This window comes from Corynebacterium felinum (assembly GCF_030408755.1).
Lineage (GTDB): Bacteria > Actinomycetota > Actinomycetes > Mycobacteriales > Mycobacteriaceae > Corynebacterium > Corynebacterium felinum.
The window spans coordinates 2,922,616-2,939,654 of sequence record NZ_CP047209.1 but is presented as its reverse complement, the minus strand read 5'-3'; the positions used below and the strand labels follow the sequence as shown (position 1 = coordinate 2,939,654).

Genomic DNA, 17,039 nt, shown 5'->3' with positions numbered 1-17,039 from the left:
GTTTAGGCTAGATAAGGTTATGAAGATTGTTCTGCTGTGCTGGCGCGACACCCACCATCCCCAAGGGGGTGGCAGTGAACGCTACCTTGAGCGCGTCGCCGAACACCTCGCCGCCAACGGGCACGAGGTTATTTACTGCACCGCCCGCTACACCGATGCCCCCGCCCGCAGCATGCGCAACGGGGTTGCTTATCGACGCGCGGGCGGCAAGCACAGCGTATACATCCGCACCGCACTAACCATGCTTGCAGGGCGATGCGGCTTTGGTGCGCTCAAAGGCGCCGACATTATTGTTGACACCCAAAACGGTATCCCCTTTTTTGCCCGCATATTCGCCGGAAAACCCACAATTTTACTCACCCACCACTGCCACAAAGAGCAATGGCCGGTCGCTGGGCGTCTGCTGGCAAAAATTGGGTGGTTTTTGGAATCAACGCTTTCCCCGCGCATTCACCGCAACACGCAGGTGATCACAGTCTCTTTACCGAGCAAAGCGGAACTGATTGAGCTGGGATATAGGGAAGAAAATATTAGTATCATCCGCAACGGTGTCGACCCCCTGCCGCACACCCTGCCCACGCTTGCAGCCGACGAACACATTCACCTCGTCACGCTGTCACGGCTGGTGCCACACAAGCAGATCGAACACGCTATCTGGGCAATCCGTGACCTTAATAATGTTGTTCTTGATGTGATCGGCTCTGGCTGGTGGGCCGATAAGCTGCAAGAATATGCGCACAACCAAGGTGTGTGCGATCGGGTGATTTTTCATGGGCAAGTGACCGAAGACTACAAACACGCTCTGCTTGATCGCGCCACCATTCACCTGATGCCTTCGCGCAAAGAAGGCTGGGGGCTGGCCGTCCTCGAAGCCGCCCAACACAAAGTGCCGACCATCGGTTATTTCAGCGCTGGTGGGTTGAAAGATTCCATCGCACACCAACACACCGGGGTGCTGGTGGAGGGAAAACAGCAATTGCACAAGGCAATTACATACCTTTTAGATAATGAGGACTACCGAAAAATACTGGGTGAAAACGCAGCGAAAAAAGCGGCAGGATATTCCTGGGAAGAAACCGGAACCCAATTTTGCCAGGTGCTGGACAAAGAACTGCACACACGCCCCTAACTAGTTGACCATGCAGCTGTATAGGCCGCAGGTGAAAGCCAGCACATCCACCATGAATAGATGTGCTGGTTGTACACCCTGCATGGTCATGCACCAACTGCGCCATACAAAGATGTTCTAGCGCAGTAGTGCTGCGGGGGAATCATAATGCGCAGATACCACCTGCTGTTGTTCCGGGCGGTGCTGCATCACGCGTGAAAGCACAATGTGAAGAATAAAGGTGAGAATGAGGGCGGCGAAACCAGCGGGGAAATTCCACGGTAAGGGGAGCCAGTACTGGAAAATCACGCCCGCGACTGCGCCGATCACAAAGGAGATGAGCGCAGGCCACCGCACTGGAGGCATTTCGTTCGGGTTCGCTGTGGCATACTCCTTGCGTCGAATGAAGAAATAATCAGCCAAGATTGGGCCCGCCAAGGGGACGAAAGCAGCACCCAAAATGGTGATGAAATCGGCGAAGAAGTAGGAGTAGAAACCCAAAGAACCTGCAATCGTTCCAATCGTTCCCACCACAATCACAATCTTTCCGCGACGTACCCGCCAACCCATGCTCTCAGCAGCAGGGCCGACGTACAGGGCATTGCAGTACAGCTCACTCATATTGGTGGTCCACAGTGCGAGCACCCACAAGATCACGCCAGTGACAGTCAACAGGGCACCTTTCACGGCCATCCAAGTAATGAAGTTGGAATCGCCCGTGGCAATAGCGCCGAGGTAACCGACGATATTGAGCAAGGGGTTGGTGAGCACGAAGCAGGCGGCGGCACCCACCCACACATGCTTGTTGTTTCCGGCATAGCGGAATATGTCAACCCCCATGATGACGCCAGCAATCCATGCGCCGAGCATAATGGTCACACCAGTGCCTTGGCTCATCCCGGAACGGGTAGAAGCCTCTGCGAGCACTGCGCCAATGCCACCGTATTCACTGACCATAAGAATGGCAGCAACCACAGCCACAACCAGCACAAAGGGGGCAGCCCAGCCAGAAATACGCTCGATAATCTCAATGCCGCGCCACGCAGACCATGTAAATACTGCGCCCCAGAATAAACACAGCAGTACATATTCCAAGCTCAGACCGCGAAACACAGTAATGCCCGTGAGATCGCCAACGGCCACATCGAAAATTGACCCGACCATGCCCACGATGGAGGCGAACCAGCCCAAGGTGAGCATGGCCATGATGAGCATCGGTAGAATCATGCCCTTCTTGCCATAGGAGATGCGCGAAATCAGAGATAAATTCAATCCTGTGCGCATTGCTGCAACGCCTAAAAGGACAGTAAGTAAAAGCAAAAGTCCTTCACCCACGGCGATGGAGAAAAGAGCAGAAGGGAAATTCATTCCCGGTTTATCCCCTTGGCCAGCCAGTTGTCCGCCGACGATCAGGCCCGTGGGTACGTAGCCGAAGCCAACCCAAATAACGAACATGGACCACCGCTGTCGCCGTGCGTGCACGGGGACGGGTTCGAGCATGTACTCCTCGGTGCTTGTGTGCTCAACCTGTGGTGGGGCTGGTGTTGCTTGAGTCATTATAAACCTCCTCACAAATGATGTATCAAATCAGCTATTATGTAGTTAATGCTACAGACCTCCTTCGTGGAATGGGGGTCGCAAAAAGATTTTTCACCATTGCTTGAGCAAATTTTCATCGTGTCTTAATTTCTGCGAATGAAGGAGGGTAAATACAGATGAATAATCACGAACAAGTGGCAAAAAACCACTGGTATCGCAACGCGGACATCCCTGGCGTGCCAGGCCCTGAACGCGATCTTGTAGGCTACGGCGAAACCTTGCCGAAAGTTGTCTGGAATGAGGATGGCGCAAAAGTCGCCGTCAATATCGTGGTCAACTACGAGGAGGGTTCGGAGCTCACCTTTGCCATGGGGGATGGGTGTAACGACGGTATGTACGAGCTGCCCTTTGATGTTGAAGGGCAACGCGATCTGGCAAAAGAGTCGATGTACGAGTACGGTTCACGCGCAGGTATTTGGCGCATGTTCCGTACCTTTGATCGTTTAGAGGTTCCCGCCACTATTTTCGGTGCCGCAGTCGCACTTGAGCGCAACCCTGAAGTGGTGGAGCGAATGAAAAGCCGCGGGGATGATTTAGTGGGTCATGGATATCGCTGGATTGATCATTATCACTATTCGCGGGAAGAGGAACGAGAACTCATCGCACTCGCCTTAGAATCGTTTAAGGAAATGGGTTTGAAAACCTCAGGGTGGTATTGCCGTGAAATGAGTACAAATACCCGCGAATTATTGGTAGAAAACGGCAATTTCCTTTTCGATTCCGACTACTATGGCGACGACCTACCCTTCTGGACTCGCATGAATGGCAAAGATCACTTAGTGGTCCCCTACTCGCTGGTCACCAATGATTGCCGCTATATCATGGGTACCGGTTTCGGCTCCCCGAGCGATTTTGTTGATTACTGTGCGCGTGCGCTTGACCAGCTGCTTCTCGACGTCGAACATGACGGCTGCGGCCGAATGCTCAGCATTGGCATCCACCCGCGTATCACCGGACACCCCGCGAGGATTCATGCGTTGGCGGAGTTTATCAGCTACGCCAAAGCCCAAGAAGGTGTGGTGTTTATGCGCCGAACAGATATTGCCACAACTTTCGCCCAGCAAGTTCCGCCGCCGAAGCATTCACGTTTCTAGCACGAGGATGCTTGAGCATGAGAGGTTTCATCCCTTGCGTCGGCGTGCATATGCGCGTATGCCGAAGGCGCAGGGGATGAGGCTTTGGGCAATCCATATGCTGATGAGCACTATGCCGAGGCGGAAGTATTCGGTGCGGTAGGGCTGAATAGGAGTGGTGGTGCATGCAATGGGGTGGATGGTGTTGTTTTCGTGCACTGCGCTAATTCCCATGCCACACAAAGTGGGGTGATCGTGGCTGCGCCAGGCTTTTTCGGCCTGCAGGAAGCGGGGGTTGGGTGGGTCGATGAGCGTGTTGTCGATGCGTAGTTCACCGGCGCTCAGTACTGAGGTTGCTTTGGTCAGTGGATCGACAATCGTGCGCCCGTGGTAGTTCACTAGCCCGCGGTTATCGAGTTGCACAACATCACCCTCATGGCGCACCCACTGCTGGGAGATCGGCAGTGGGCGAAGCGCTCTCAGTGCATGTGGTGCATCAGGCAGCGCTAGCAGGCTCAACCCAATGACAACAATCGCGCCACTGTGTGATAAAAAGCGAAATCGCTGCCTGCCACCAAAGGATATTCGACCAGCAGCGAGCACCAGTCCCGGAATGAGAAAAAGGGCGAGCTTGTGTGAGTCACGAAACAATGCCGCGCCGGGAATGGTGTGCACAATCCAGGCACCGGGTCCAAGCCACAGGAGAAGAAAAGCGGCGGTTGCCCCAGCTGAAAGGAGTTGAAGCCGCCTGGGCATGAAGAACACCAAAATTACAGTCAGTAGCAGACTGATCAGGGCGAAACCTAAGTTTCGCGACTCCGGAATGGCCGCGATATTCCATAAACCACCCAATCCGAGGAAGGTTCCTAAAGTTCCTGCTGCTTCTTCGGCCCGGCCGAAAAACACATCTGTGCCGCGAGAAACAGGGCTAAACAGTAGGCTAGGGATTAGCCACGGTAACCACGTGATTAGCGCAAAGAGTAGGTAGCGCAGGTGGGGGCGTCGACACGCAAGAACAATAAACGCAGCAACCGCACCCGTGGGGGTGAGGCTGCACAGCCATAACGCAACCAGCAGCGGCGCGCCCCGGCGCAGGTAGATCGCCGGCAGTAACCATGCAGCAATAACCAGTGACCAATGCCCCTGCAGCAGCCGCTCCACCACAAAAGGATTGAACAGACACACCGTGATCGCGGCCAGTTTCTGCCAGGTAGTACGCCCCGCCTGCGCTGCACTCGCAGCGGCGAAAAGACCCACGCCCACAAGAAGCAGGCGCACAAACCAGGATGCGGGCATCACATAACCCACCAGCGCCAGCAGCCCATCTTGGGGGGTTGCGCGGGCGGGATTATCCCCGAAACCCACAGCACTTAACGTCATAGCAGGATGGTTGAGCACCACCATGTCCCGCGTGAGCAACGCAGTATCGAGGCTCAGCGTAGAAAACAGTGGGCCGAGGAGCACACAGAGTAAAAAACACGACCACAGCACAGGCCAGTGCACACGCCCGCGCAGCTGGCCACGATGCGCGAACTGCCGCGCAGATAGGCGGCGATCACCGAGGCTGTGCGGGAGTGTGGGCATTGTTTTTCACATTCTTTAAGCTTTATCGGCGCGGGTGCGTATCATGCGCAGATCGCGGGTGTAGCGCCACAGTCCGAAAATGATCAGAAAAACGGCTGCCAGCTTCACAAGATAGGGGTAGAGCTGCAGGCGGAAAATGGTGTTGACCACCGGCTGGGCGAGTTCTTTTTGTGCGGTTTGGGTGCGCTGATCAAATTCGAAGCGTGCACGGAACAAGGTGCGGAAAGGATCGGCGGACAAGGTTGGGTCAGAAGCGTGCACATTCGTGGCGTTAAGGTCTGGTTCTTTCAGCATTCCCGCAGCACGCGCGGTGCGGTGCGCTTCAGCTGCATCGGCGGCGAAGAAGAAATACACATCATCAGCCTGATTTAAGATCACCCCAGAAGTAGACTCCACCCAGATGGTGCGGTTGGCGGTATAGAACGGGGTCAGGCGCACCGCCTCATTGCCGCCGTCGGCATAAAACTTCGAGGCTGGGCCTTGCAACTCCAGCTTGGCAATGCGGTTTTGCTGGGCGCGGGTTAAATCTTCCTCACCGGGGGTTTCGGCGGGGTCATCGCTGATATCTTGGGGTTGGGTATAGGAGCGCAGTGCCGCCTCAGACAGATCAACGACGGGCAGTTGCTGCTGGTAGACATAGACTGCGGAATCATCGAAATAGGCACTCTCGCCCTGATGCTCAGTGCGCACATAGTCGATGGGGTAGGGGGTTTGGGCATAGGAGTCGAAGAATTTATAGCTGCGCCGCTCCGAGTTGAAGGGGAAGAAATACTGCAGCCCGTCGCGAGCGAAGTCCCCTGTTTCAAAATTCACGCCCATGCCGGGGGCTTCCACTTTCATGTGGGAGACAGGATCGACCACAGGATAGGTGGAGTTACGCAGTAGCTGCAAAGAATCAGTGATGCTAAACAGGGGTGCGCCGGTGCTGGTGTCGGTGATTTCCTCCGACACATCGAGGGTGACCCGCGCTTTCGCTTTGGCTGGGGTCGCTGCTGTGCCCGGGCTGGTGCTGATGTGTCGGTTGAGCACGATTTCGTGGGTGCTGATGCGGCAGTCATTGCTGAGGTTTGCCGCGCACACCTGCTCGGGGTCGTAGACCAGCGCCTGTGCCGGTGCGGTTGAGATATGGCGCGCCAATCCGATGGGCAGGGGTTTGATGCTGCCAAGAATAAAGGTAGGGATCAGCTCGGCTAGGCTGAACAAAACAATGCCGACCGTGACACAGATGACAGATACTGTGTGCTTAATCTTCAGGCGTGGTCTATCTGGCACGGGAGTAGAAGCCTCTTTCCCATCGACTTTTCGGCTAACGTTAAAAATAATGTCTCCATCGTACCCACAGCCTGCCCCTGCGCACGACCGCGGCCTGAATCCTATGCCGCGTTTCAAACCTGCCCTTGAGGGTTTGCGGGGGATCAGTGCTCTCGGTGTGCTCAGCACCCATGTGGCCTTCCAAACAGGGGTCGAGCCAGCAACACATGTGGGTGCGATTTTAGCTCGCTTCGATTTTTTCGTTGCTGTGTTCTTCGCACTGTCTGCCTTTCTGCTGTGGCGAAGCCCGAGACTCGCAGGCTATTATCGACGCCGTTTCTGGCGCATCATGCCTGCTTACTGGGTGTGTGTGCTTGTGTGCTTTGCACTGTTGCCGGAGTCTTTTCACACGAGCGTATCGACGTCGTTAGCAACACTGTTTTTCGGGCAGCTGTTTATCCCCCACGGGCTTGTCGGGGGATTAACACACCTGTGGAGTCTCTGTGTGGAGGTTGCCTTCTACCTCGTCCTGCCCGTAGCGGTACTTTTGCTGCGAAACCGCAGTCGCAGAACCCGAATCCTTATTCTGATAACAGTGGGAATAATTAGCTTGGGCTGGGCTTTTCTCCCCTTTGTGCAAGCCAGCCCCACCGATACTCTTCCGAACCGCCAAATCTATCCGCCCGCATTCACACTCTGGTTCATCCTCGGCATGCTGCTCGCCGAGTTAGAACACCGCCCCAGTGCAATAAAACTTCGCCCCCTCTGGTGGATTAGTGCAGTCGGGGTAGCCTGGTTCGCCGGCCAGGAATTCTTCGGCCCCCTTGGGCTGACCCACCCCACCGCCTGGGAATTTGCGCTGCGCATTATCGCTGGAACCGCCTTCGCCGCACTCCTGTTAATCCCCACCGTGTTTTGTACACACGCCCCTCTATTAGGCTCAACCATTGGTACGTGGCTCGGGCGGATTAGCTACTCCGTATTCCTGTGGCACCTGCCGGTTTTAAGCATTATTCTGCGGGTCACCAACACCCCGCCCTTTAGCGGACACTTCCCCTCTATATGGATTCTTACCACCTGTTTTTCCATTCTTGTTGGTTGGATCAGCTACGAACTGGTGGAAAAGCCTTTGCGCGCCGGGCGGGCGGGGATAAGTAGCACCAGTGGTGGGGTGTAAAGGGGGGTAACACGACAACATATAAGGAAATGGCAATAATAATATAGCTGTATCGCTATTAATGCTGTTCATGGCCTTAAGTCCATGTGGATGGGGGTTTAGGTGGGGTGATGAGGTTGGTGGGGAAACTTTCCCACCTATTGTCGGACCCTAGTTGAGGGTGATATAACTCACCTACACATGCAAAGGTGTGTGACCGCCACACCTGAGCTTTGTCCTGACCGTCCTCCGACGAAACGTTCGCGTGGAAAGAACAACAAGAATATGAACGCATTAGTGCTCTTGATCATTGGCCTTGCCATGATGCTAGGTGGATACTTTCTCTACTCCCGCTACCTTGCCAGCAAGGTCTATCAGCTACGGGTGGCCTATCACACCCCAGCCCACTCCATGAAAGATGGTGTGGACTATGTGCCCACCAACAAATACGTGCTGTGGGGGCACCATTTCACCTCGGTTGCTGGCGCCGCCCCCATCGTGGGCCCAGCAATTGCGGTGATCTGGGGTTGGCTGCCCGCCTTTTTATGGGTGACCATCGGCACCGTTTTCATTGCAGGAATGCATGACTTGGGCACGTTGTGGGCATCAACTCGCCATAAGGGTCAATCGATCGGCACACTGTCCGGCCGCTACATTGGCGCGCGTGGGCGCAACCTGTTCTTGGTGGTCATCTTCTTGCTCCTGCTGATGGTGGTTGCTGCGTTCGCCGTTGTGATTTCCGGTCTTTTGGTCAATACTCCTACCGCAGTGATCCCAACCTGGGGTGCGATTGTAGTGGCATTGTTTATCGGCCAAGCGATTTACCGATTCCACTGGAACCTGCCTATTGTGTCTGTAGTTGGCGTGGTCGCACTTTATACCTTGATCATGATCGGTGACCGCTACCCTGTGGTTTTGCCGGAGGATTTCTTGGGCATTGGGCCGAACGGTTTCTGGATCCTCACCCTGTTTATTTATGGTGCGCTTGCCTCCTTGCTGCCTGTGTGGGTCTTGTTGCAGCCCCGCGACTATATCAACGGTTTGCAGCTGTTTGTTGGCCTGGCAATTTTGTATGCCTCCTTTATTATTACTGCCCCGAAGCTTGTGGCTCCGATGTGGAACCAGAATCTGCCGGAAGGCACCCCTTCGATGGTGCCACTGCTGTTCGTCACTATTGCCTGCGGTGCTATTTCCGGTTTCCACGGCATTGTGGCGTCGGGTACTTCTTCCAAGCAGATTGATAAGGAAACCGATGAACGCTTCGTGGGTTATTTTGGTGCTATTGGCGAAGGCTTGTTGGCTTTGGGTGCGATTCTGGCCACCACTGCTGGTTTCCGTACCGTGGCTGAGTGGGAGGAAATTTACACTGCTTTCGGCCAGGGTGGTGTGAAGGCTTTTGTTCAGGGTGGCGGTTCGCTGTTGAATGCGGGTCTGGGCATTCCGACGTCGTTGTCTGCAACTATCTTGGCTACCATGGCCGTGCTGTTTGCGGCTACCACCATGGATACCGGTATTCGCCTGCAGCGCATGGTGGTGCAGGAAATCGCTGAGATTATTGGCGTGAAGCTTGGGGCTTTGGGCGCGACGGTCATTGTGACGGTGGTGGCGTTGGTGTTGACCTTCTCCGCTGGCTCCGACGGCAAGGGCGGCATGCTCATTTGGCCTCTGTTTGGTACCACCAACCAGCTGATGGCTGCGCTGTCGTTGGTGATTATTTGTGTGATCCTTGCTCGTTTGCGTCGCAACTTTGTGATGATCGCAATTCCACTAGTGTTCGTGCTGGTTATGAGCGTGTGGAGTCTGTTCGTTCAGTTGGGCAAGTTCTACAAGGAATCCAACTGGTTGCTGCTGAGCCTCGATGTGGTGATTTTGATTGCCGCTTTGTGGGTATGCGTGGAATCTGTGGCGGCGATGAAACGCGCCACGGAGTTGCCGAAACTAGAGTTCGGTGACCGCGACGAGGAACCTTCCGCTAGGGAAGTATCCGCGACCGCAAGCTAAAACGTGCACAGCACTAGTTGCCCGATAGTAGGGGAAAGGGATTCGATATGGGCTTGGTTGAGAAATTCAAGGCAGTATCAGCTGCGCTGGAAGAATTCTATGTTTCTCCCTATCGGGCGACGATGGTGAAAGCACAGCGCCAGGAAGAAGACCTATTTATGATGCTGGTCTTTTCGGAGGCGTTGGGCATCCCGAATCCTGCGAGCTTTTACACGCTCGAATTACTGCCTGTTATTTATGAGGACTTCCATGACTGGCATTGTCGCATGGGCATGGAGCACTCGCCGCTGGAGAATATTTCATGTTGCTAGATGCCATCGCCGAATTCAAGATTGTCTTTTTCGGAGGAAAAGGCGGTGTTGGCAAAACGACAACAGCAGCTGCAACAGCTGTTGGTTTGGCGCAACAGGGACGTAAAGTGCTGCTGGTTTCGACTGATCCTGCCCATAATTTGGGCCACTTGTTCGGCCAGCGCATTGGCGATGATGGGGCGAAATTGGGTGGGGTAGTGGTGCGGGAGATTTCCCCGGAGGAAACCACCCGTGAGCATCTTGATCGCGTGGGGCATACGCTGCGCCGCATGATGCCGGAGCATTTACACAAAGAAGTGACCAAGCATGTGGAGTTGGCGGCTGGTTCGCCGGGAACGCATGAAGCAGCGGTTTTGGAACGCATCGCTCAGGTGATTGAGGAGTCGGATGATTTCGATCATGTGATTTTTGATACTGCGCCTTCCGGTCATACGGCTCGTTTGATGGAGTTGCCGGAGTTGATGCGGGCGTGGACGGATGGTTTGCTGGAACGTCGAGCTAAAAGCCAGCGTTTGAGTGAGGCTGTTCGGGGATTGGGTGGGGTGATTAACGATCCCGTGGATCAGCGGAACCGTGAGATACGTTCGATCTTGTTGCGTCGTCGCGAACGCTTTGAACACCTACGCCAGGCTATTCAGAGCCCAGAATGCGGCTTTTTTATTGTGTTGAACGCTGAGCGTTTGGCGGTGCTGGAGACTGCTGAGTTGTTTGCGCAGCTTAGGGGGATGAATGTGAATGTGGCGGGATTGGTGGTCAATCGCCGTTCGCCACGTGATCAGGGCGCATTTCTCGCGCAGCGCGCTGCGCTGGAGGAGCAGTTTGTGGCACAGTTGCGGGAATTAGTTCCGCATCGACCTATCGCCCAGATTCCTCTGCAAGCACAGGAGATTAGTGGGGTCGAGGGTTTGGTTGATTTTGCAGAAACTTTGGCATCAGTAGTTTTCAACTAAGTTGCTACCCTGAGTGGGGGCGGGGACTCCCCGCGAATGGGGGATTGTCAACTACTTATCCATTGGCTACACTTGCGCAGGTATAAAAACGGTAAAACCCGCATATATTCCGTCGCCGCCAATTCTGGATCTTTATTTCATTAAGCTAAAGCCTTATCAAGTTTTCTAAGATAAAACTGAGAAAAAACAGAAATTTGTTAAGTTTTTGATTGTGGGCTTTGGGGGACTAATGGGGGCAGGTCTCTTCGTGCGGTTGTAGCGCTCTTTGTGCAAAAAGTTAGCAAACCTGCATCTTATTGGTGGTTTTGTGAAAAATTGGACAATCGTGAACGCCGTCCAATTGGCTTTGGTGGAAATACGTTAATAGTCTTATTTAAAAATATTAACGATGCGTGATCTTGTTGATCAATTTCGGATTCTTTATGTATTAAGGCTTTGTTCAACTGGGTTTGTGATCATGCAGATTCTTGGAATATTCCGAGGTTATGTGCGTTTATGTGGGCTTGAGTAAACTTTCGGACTGCATCTTTGACATGCGTTGTAAATTCCAAGTGAACTCATAAGACTTTTTTGATCTTTAATAAATTATTTGTATATTCTCTTCTAAGCTTTTACTTATGTAGTTTTTCTCGTCGCAATCATGTTTTTGTCTGCGCTTGGCGGGGAGCAAGTTTTTATTTTTTCGAAAGTTGTTTGGGAAAGGACGTTCCCTGATGGGTTCTAGTGATCCTTGCATACGCAGTGGTGCCCGTGGTGTGCTCGCTGCCTTGTGTGGCCGTGGTGCTCTGGCACTTGTTGTTGCTTTGTCTTTGATGCTCAGCGGCATCATTGTTGTTTCCGTCGCACCAGTTGCTGCCGCAGCGGAGTGTAAGGGTGGTGATTGGTCGAACCTGAAGTGGGTGGATTCCAGCGCTATTGAAGGCGATGCTTTCGTGAAAAAGGGAGGCATTGCCAACCTTACGTTCGATTGGAAGACCAAGCCTGGTACTCAAACGGCCGATATTCTCGAGTTCGTTCTTCCCGATGAACTCGAAAGCGCTACTGGTGGTACGTTCCCACTGATAGATGCAAGCCGTAACCTTGTTGTTGCTCAGGCAACGTGGGAGGGCAAGAAGCTCGTCATCAAAATGGGTGACTTCGTGGACTCCAAGTTCAATGCAGGCGGTACCGCTAATGTTGCAGTTCGTTGGGATCGTAACCACGTGCAAGGTGGCTTTGACGGCGCAATGCAGTTCGGCGGCTGTGGCACTGGCTCGTTGAAGGGCCAGTACGGGATTGATGGCCCAGGTGGCACCTCGCACGACACCATCAAGCAGGGGCAGTACACAGGCTTCCGTATGAGTGCTGGCGGCTACGAAAGCACCTGGCAGATCGGTATTTCCGGTAACACTAATGGTGGTCGGGCGTTTACCGTAGTGGATGAGGTGCCTGCTGGATCGACATTCGTGTGCGATGCGGATCAGAACGACGGTCAAAGCCCAGTCATGATTTATACGCTGATTGACGGGCGCCAAAATGCGCATGTAATTTACGACCGCGATGGCCATCCAAGCGGTGGTGAGTATGGAGTGAAGAACCTTCCGGCTGGCACGGTAGCGCCCGGCCCTAACTTCCATGTGACCTGTACTGATAAGAAGGTTACTGCATCTTTCCCCCGTGGTGTGTACGCCAATTCTTCACCAACGCTTCAATTGCGTACTGTTTCGAAAACCCGTCCTGAGCCAGGTTCTATTATCAAGAACGTAGCTGTCGTTAATGGTAAAGAATACGAAGGTGATGCGGCAGTTCCTTATCAAGGCGGTGAAGGCTACGGCGAAAATGGTGGCTTTACTGTGCTCAAGACCGCCTTGGGTGTGGGGCCTGATCACGAATTCACGTTCCGTTATGAATGCACGCCAAAGCCAGGCGTTGATGCGAAACCCGCAAAGGGCACCTTCACGCTGAAGTCGACGAAAGACTTCCACCTTGGCATGCTAGACAAGGGTCTTGTGTGTGACGTTACCGAAGACGTGAAAGTTATCGATGGTGTTAGCCCAGTAACTACGTGGAAACTTAATGGCAAACCAGTCGATCGTGTTTCATTTGAAACTCGAGCTGGTACCGAAGCATCCGTGCAGGTAGCGGCAACTAACTTCTATCAGAAGCCACCAGCACCGCCGAAACTGGGCACATTCGCCATCAAGAAGGTCCTTAAAGGTAGTGAAAGCGAAAGCTTCAAGGACACTCAGTTCTCCTTCGATTACAACTGTGAAAGCCCCCGCGGCATCATCACCAAGGGCAATACCTCTGTTACCGGCGCGGGCACTGTCACTGTGGATAAAGTTCCCCTCGGCTCCACCTGTACTGTTGTGGAAAAAGATGTTGCGAAAAAAGAAGGCGTGACCTGGGCGCATACCGTGGCGCCTGAAGAAGGCGTCATGGTTATCGACGGTGTAGTTAATGCGATCACCGTGACCAACACTTTCGAGCGCACCCCAGAGCCAGAACCAGAATTGGGTAAGTTCAGCATTAAGAAGGTTCTTGCCGGTGGTGTTGCTGAGCGTTATGGCGAGACCGACTTCGTTTTTGACTACACCTGCGTCGATACGGCAGGGAAGTCTACCAAGAACACTACGACCATTACTGGTCAGGGCGAAAAGGTTATTGATAATATTCCAGTAGGTTCTACGTGCACTGTAGTGGAAAAGGATGTCCCAGCTGAAGAAGGCATTACGTGGACCCACACTGTGGAGCCAACAGCTGGTGTACGCATTGATAAGGATGCTCACCCAGTTGTGACCGTGACCAACACCTTCGAGCGCACCCCAGAGCCAGAACCGGAGTTGGGCACATTCACTGTGCGTAAGCACATCGACGGTAACCTTGGCCACGAGTACAAGGATCAGAAGTTCGACTTTAGCTATACCTGTGGTGAAAAGAACGGTGCTTTCAGCATTACTGGTGCGGGTACCTACACTGTCGAAAATATCCCACTTGGTGTCACCTGTACTGTCGAAGAAGATGCTGTAGAGACTGGGCACGAAGCGAACTGGTCCCACACCGTGGAACCAGCAGCAGGTGTACGCATCGAAAAAGATGCGAACCCAACCGTGGTTGTCACCAACACCTTTAGCGGTGACGCCGCCGTGATGCCTAAGGAGCCGGAATTTGACTGGCGCTGGGTCTATGTTCTTGTGCCAATTATTGCGATCGGCATCGGCTGGGTAGTCAAGAACTTCACCCCGAAGCCACGTGGCGAATGGGCTGCGACTTCCTCCAAGCCGCCAGCACCACGCCCAGAAGACAAGGCGAAGGTTGCAACCGTGGCAAAGAATGCTGAGGTGAAGGCTGCAGAGCCGAAGCTGGCTAATACCGGTGTCAGCGTGCGCGGTGTCATGCTCCTAGCACTGATGAGCATCATTGCAGCTCTTGCTGTGCTCATCGTTGCACGCAGGCGCGCTTTGTAAAAAATATGTAGCGCATTCTTACGCGCACCCACTCCTTCTGCGGAAAGTCCTTATATATAAGGACTGGGGGGATTGGGTGCGCTTTGTGCATGCGTGTCGACGTCGAGTTCGGCGTCGACACGCAAAAACACAGGAGGGGTGGACAGGTAAGTTCAATAGATTGAACTTCGGAGTTTAGTGTGCTTTACTGATGGGGAAAGGAAGCGATTTTCACGAACTGTCAGCGTGCAATCTACTTCATTTCTTCCCAAAAGTGGACCCTGCACGTGGAAAATGCGCACCCATCAACGGACAATACGCAGCTTTCCCTCCCTTTTTGCTGCGCACCTGTCACTGACAATGGGCGTGCACCACGTCAGGGCCCCACGCACGGTAGTCCTTTCACACACCCTAAGGTGCAGACCCAACTCCCCTGCACCTTATAAAGCTCACACATGCCAGCGGTTGAAAATTGCTTCCTTGCACACGCTTAACAAAGCCACTTTCAGGCCAAGGAATGAAAGAAAACACTATGAAACGCTTCAACCCACGTGCAGCCCTCGGAGCCGCCGTCGCAGCAACCGCACTTCTCATCAGCGGCTGCAGTAGCGCAAACACCAACACCGAAACAACAACCGAAGCTGCCGCATCCGGAAACACCGTGCATGCTGTTGCCACCACCACCCAAATCTGCGACTACCTCACCCATATCGCCGCAGCCGGGCTCACCTTGGAAAAGACAGACTCCCAGGGCCAGAAAACAACCAGTGGTGAAGGCGATGTCACCCTAGACCTCACCTGCCTGCTCGCGCCCAACGCATCCGCGCACGAGCACGAAATGACCCCGCAGCAAATGAAAGCACTCGGTAACGCCGACCTATTCTTTGTCAACGGCGTCGACCTTGAGCACTTCCTCGACGACGCCGTCAAAGCCTCCGGCTTTAAAGGCACCATGGCTGTCACCACCGGCGTGGGCCCCAGCGAAGGCGACGGCTTCACCGTTGACCTTGGCGAAACTACAGTAGATGTACGCCCGTGGCCTTTCGCTGAAGAAGGTGAAGAAGCAGAATTCACCCACGACCCACACGTCTGGACTGACCCGAAGCGTGCCTCCGTTCAGGTATCCAATATCGGTGCCGTCTTAGCAAAGGTCGCCCCAGAATCCGCAGACACCTTCAAGAAAGCAACTGATGCTTATATGAAGCAGCTGGATGACCTTGATAAGTGGGTACGCGAATCCATCAACTCCATCCCGGAGGAAAACCGCACCCTGTTTACCTCCCATGACGCATTCGGCTACTTCTCTGAATCGTATGGAATCAAGTTCATCGGTGCCGCCCTGTCTGACTTCAACCACCAGCAAGACGCCACCGCAGAGCACATTGCCAAGGCAGCTGAGCAGGTGAAGACATCCGGTGCGAAGGCACTGTTTGCGGAAAACTCCAACAACGACAAGTCCATCCAAGCAATCGCCCGCGCCGCCGGCGTGAAAGCAATCCTCGATGACGAAGCCCTCTACGGCGACTCCCTCGGACCAGTTGGATCTGCTGGTGAAACCTACATCGGCTCCATCATCCACAACGTCACCACCTTGGTGAAGGCATGGGACGGAACTGTAGCTCCACTCCCAGACTCCATCTCCGGTTCGTTGAACTAAAACCACACACGTCAAGAAACCCCACCTAAAGCAACTGTCACATTGTGGTTGCGTCAAAGGGGAATTCTTGACACTGCATCACGCCCCTGCGCGTGGCATCCACACACCATTATCACCACAATCACGACGACATTTATTCAACGCGATAGCGAAGAAACCGGTGATGGGCGTGCGGATGCCACGTTGGGGGCTTTGTGCCATTCTTAAGGAAAAGACAATGACATTCACTGCGGGTAGTTCTGCCCACACTTCCCCTGTTGTGATCGAAACACACAATTTCGCCTGCGGCTACGGTCAAGAAAATATCCTCAGTGGGGTGACGTTCAGCCTGAAAGCAGGCCAAGCCCTCGGCCTGATCGGCGCCAACGGCTCCGGTAAATCCACCCTGCTGAAAGGAATTATCGGCCTGTGCCGCACCAGCGGAACCATCACCCAGCACGGTCACATCGGCTATGTGCCCCAGCACCAAGACGTTGATCTTTCCTTCCCCGTTACCGGACGTCAGGTAGTGGAAATGGGTTTATACCCACATACCCCGTGGTGGAAGAAGGTGGACCGTAAAAAAGTGTCCGCAGCGATCGCACTCGTGGGTTTGGAGCATAAGGCAGATGCCCGTTTCGGCGACCTGTCGGGCGGGCAGCGCCAGCGCATCTTGATTGCGCGTGCGTTGGTGACCGAACCTACATTGATTCTGCTGGATGAGCCCTTCAATGGTCTGGATGTGGACAGCCGAAAAGTGCTGGTGAATACCATTAAAACGTTGAAGAAGCACGGCACCGCGATCATCGTTTCTACCCACGATTATGAGTTGGCGGATCAGGTGTGTGAGCGCTGCGCGGAAGTGAGCAATGGCCGAATTGTTGTGAAGGCAACTGAGCATGTGATTGGAACAAGCGCGTGAGTGTGCAACAGATTAATGAAATT

13 protein-coding genes are annotated in these 17,039 nt (G+C 53.9%); 9 read left to right on the top strand and 4 right to left on the bottom strand.

Annotation, left to right across the window (positions count from 1 at the left end):
• The first annotated feature begins 19 nt into the window (after window positions 1-19).
• Window positions 20-1,129 carry a glycosyltransferase family 4 protein gene (locus CFELI_RS12285; protein ID WP_277105153.1) on the top strand — a complete coding sequence of 370 codons (1,110 nt, stop codon included), beginning with the start codon at window positions 20-22 and terminating at the stop codon, window positions 1,127-1,129.
• A 117-nt stretch (window positions 1,130-1,246) separates the two neighbouring features.
• On the opposite strand, the gene CFELI_RS12280 is transcribed toward CFELI_RS12285, so the two are convergent.
• On the bottom strand, window positions 1,247-2,665 hold the full coding sequence (locus tag CFELI_RS12280) for a purine-cytosine permease family protein (RefSeq protein ID WP_277105152.1): 1,419 nt from the start codon (window positions 2,663-2,665) through the stop codon (window positions 1,247-1,249).
• A gap of 158 nt (window positions 2,666-2,823) precedes the next feature.
• On the opposite strand from CFELI_RS12280, the gene CFELI_RS12275 reads away from it, so the two are divergent.
• Window positions 2,824-3,801, top strand: a complete 978-nt coding sequence (locus tag CFELI_RS12275; protein ID WP_277105151.1) for a polysaccharide deacetylase family protein — start codon at window positions 2,824-2,826, stop codon at window positions 3,799-3,801.
• A 27-nt stretch (window positions 3,802-3,828) separates the two neighbouring features.
• Here CFELI_RS12275 and CFELI_RS12270 read toward each other — a convergent pair whose 3' ends face one another.
• Together CFELI_RS12270 and CFELI_RS12265 are read right to left on the bottom strand one after the other, a co-directional pair.
• Entirely contained in the window at window positions 3,829-5,364 is a 1,536-nt protein-coding gene (locus CFELI_RS12270; RefSeq protein ID WP_277105150.1) for an MmpA family trehalose lipid delivery protein, read from the bottom strand.
• A gap of 15 nt (window positions 5,365-5,379) precedes the next feature.
• The gene (locus CFELI_RS12265; protein WP_277105149.1) at window positions 5,380-6,636 is read right to left on the bottom strand and encodes a PorA family protein; all 1,257 of its coding nucleotides are present in this window, start codon (window positions 6,634-6,636) and stop codon (window positions 5,380-5,382) included.
• A gap of 49 nt (window positions 6,637-6,685) precedes the next feature.
• Between CFELI_RS12265 and CFELI_RS12260 the strand changes: the two genes are divergently transcribed.
• From CFELI_RS12260 to CFELI_RS12235, 6 genes are all read left to right on the top strand, one after another.
• Window positions 6,686-7,792 (top strand): acyltransferase family protein, encoded by a 1,107-nt coding sequence (locus tag CFELI_RS12260; protein ID WP_277105148.1) that lies wholly within the window; start codon window positions 6,686-6,688, stop codon window positions 7,790-7,792.
• Window positions 7,793-8,056: 264 nt separating this feature from the next.
• Window positions 8,057-9,772 carry a carbon starvation CstA family protein gene (locus CFELI_RS12255; RefSeq protein ID WP_277105147.1) on the top strand — a complete coding sequence of 572 codons (1,716 nt, stop codon included), beginning with the start codon at window positions 8,057-8,059 and terminating at the stop codon, window positions 9,770-9,772.
• 47 nt (window positions 9,773-9,819) lie between these two features.
• Window positions 9,820-10,083 carry a cory-CC-star protein gene (locus tag CFELI_RS12250; RefSeq protein WP_277105184.1) on the top strand — a complete coding sequence of 88 codons (264 nt, stop codon included), beginning with the start codon at window positions 9,820-9,822 and terminating at the stop codon, window positions 10,081-10,083.
• Window positions 10,074-11,033: an ArsA family ATPase gene (locus CFELI_RS12245; protein ID WP_277105146.1), complete on the top strand. Its 960-nt coding sequence runs from the start codon at window positions 10,074-10,076 to the stop codon at window positions 11,031-11,033. The genes CFELI_RS12250 and CFELI_RS12245 overlap by 10 nt, the downstream gene beginning before the upstream one ends.
• 713 nt (window positions 11,034-11,746) lie before the next feature.
• Window positions 11,747-14,479, top strand: a complete 2,733-nt coding sequence (locus CFELI_RS12240; protein ID WP_277105145.1) for a DUF5979 domain-containing protein — start codon at window positions 11,747-11,749, stop codon at window positions 14,477-14,479.
• A 511-nt stretch (window positions 14,480-14,990) separates the two neighbouring features.
• The gene (locus tag CFELI_RS12235; protein ID WP_277105144.1) at window positions 14,991-16,115 is read left to right on the top strand and encodes a metal ABC transporter substrate-binding protein; all 1,125 of its coding nucleotides are present in this window, start codon (window positions 14,991-14,993) and stop codon (window positions 16,113-16,115) included.
• A gap of 78 nt (window positions 16,116-16,193) precedes the next feature.
• Here the strand turns inward: CFELI_RS12235 and CFELI_RS12230 are convergent, their stop codons facing one another.
• Window positions 16,194-16,343, bottom strand: a complete 150-nt coding sequence (locus CFELI_RS12230; RefSeq protein ID WP_290259041.1) for a hypothetical protein — start codon at window positions 16,341-16,343, stop codon at window positions 16,194-16,196.
• Here CFELI_RS12230 and CFELI_RS12225 point away from each other — a divergent pair.
• Window positions 16,333-17,016: a metal ABC transporter ATP-binding protein gene (locus CFELI_RS12225; protein WP_277105143.1), complete on the top strand. Its 684-nt coding sequence runs from the start codon at window positions 16,333-16,335 to the stop codon at window positions 17,014-17,016. The two genes, CFELI_RS12230 and CFELI_RS12225, sit on opposite strands and share 11 nt — an antisense overlap.
• Window positions 17,017-17,039 lie beyond the last annotated feature (23 nt).

Bases quoted from the DNA above. Each gene is read 5' to 3' on its own strand.
- CFELI_RS12255 (WP_277105147.1), top strand. From the start codon at position 8,057: ATGAACGCATTAGTGCTCTTGATCATTGGCCTTGCCATGATGCTAGGT.
- CFELI_RS12235 (WP_277105144.1), top strand. From the start codon at position 14,991: ATGAAACGCTTCAACCCACGTGCAGCCCTCGGAGCCGCCGTCGCAGCA.
- CFELI_RS12275 (WP_277105151.1), top strand. From the start codon at position 2,824: ATGAATAATCACGAACAAGTGGCAAAAAACCACTGGTATCGCAACGCG.
- CFELI_RS12270 (WP_277105150.1), bottom strand. From the start codon at position 5,364: ATGCCCACACTCCCGCACAGCCTCGGTGATCGCCGCCTATCTGCGCGG.
- CFELI_RS12280 (WP_277105152.1), bottom strand. From the start codon at position 2,665: ATGACTCAAGCAACACCAGCCCCACCACAGGTTGAGCACACAAGCACC.
- CFELI_RS12225 (WP_277105143.1), top strand. From the start codon at position 16,333: ATGACATTCACTGCGGGTAGTTCTGCCCACACTTCCCCTGTTGTGATC.
- CFELI_RS12285 (WP_277105153.1), top strand. From the start codon at position 20: ATGAAGATTGTTCTGCTGTGCTGGCGCGACACCCACCATCCCCAAGGG.
- CFELI_RS12260 (WP_277105148.1), top strand. From the start codon at position 6,686: ATGTCTCCATCGTACCCACAGCCTGCCCCTGCGCACGACCGCGGCCTG.
- CFELI_RS12240 (WP_277105145.1), top strand. From the start codon at position 11,747: ATGGGTTCTAGTGATCCTTGCATACGCAGTGGTGCCCGTGGTGTGCTC.
- CFELI_RS12250 (WP_277105184.1), top strand. From the start codon at position 9,820: ATGGGCTTGGTTGAGAAATTCAAGGCAGTATCAGCTGCGCTGGAAGAA.
- CFELI_RS12245 (WP_277105146.1), top strand. From the start codon at position 10,074: ATGTTGCTAGATGCCATCGCCGAATTCAAGATTGTCTTTTTCGGAGGA.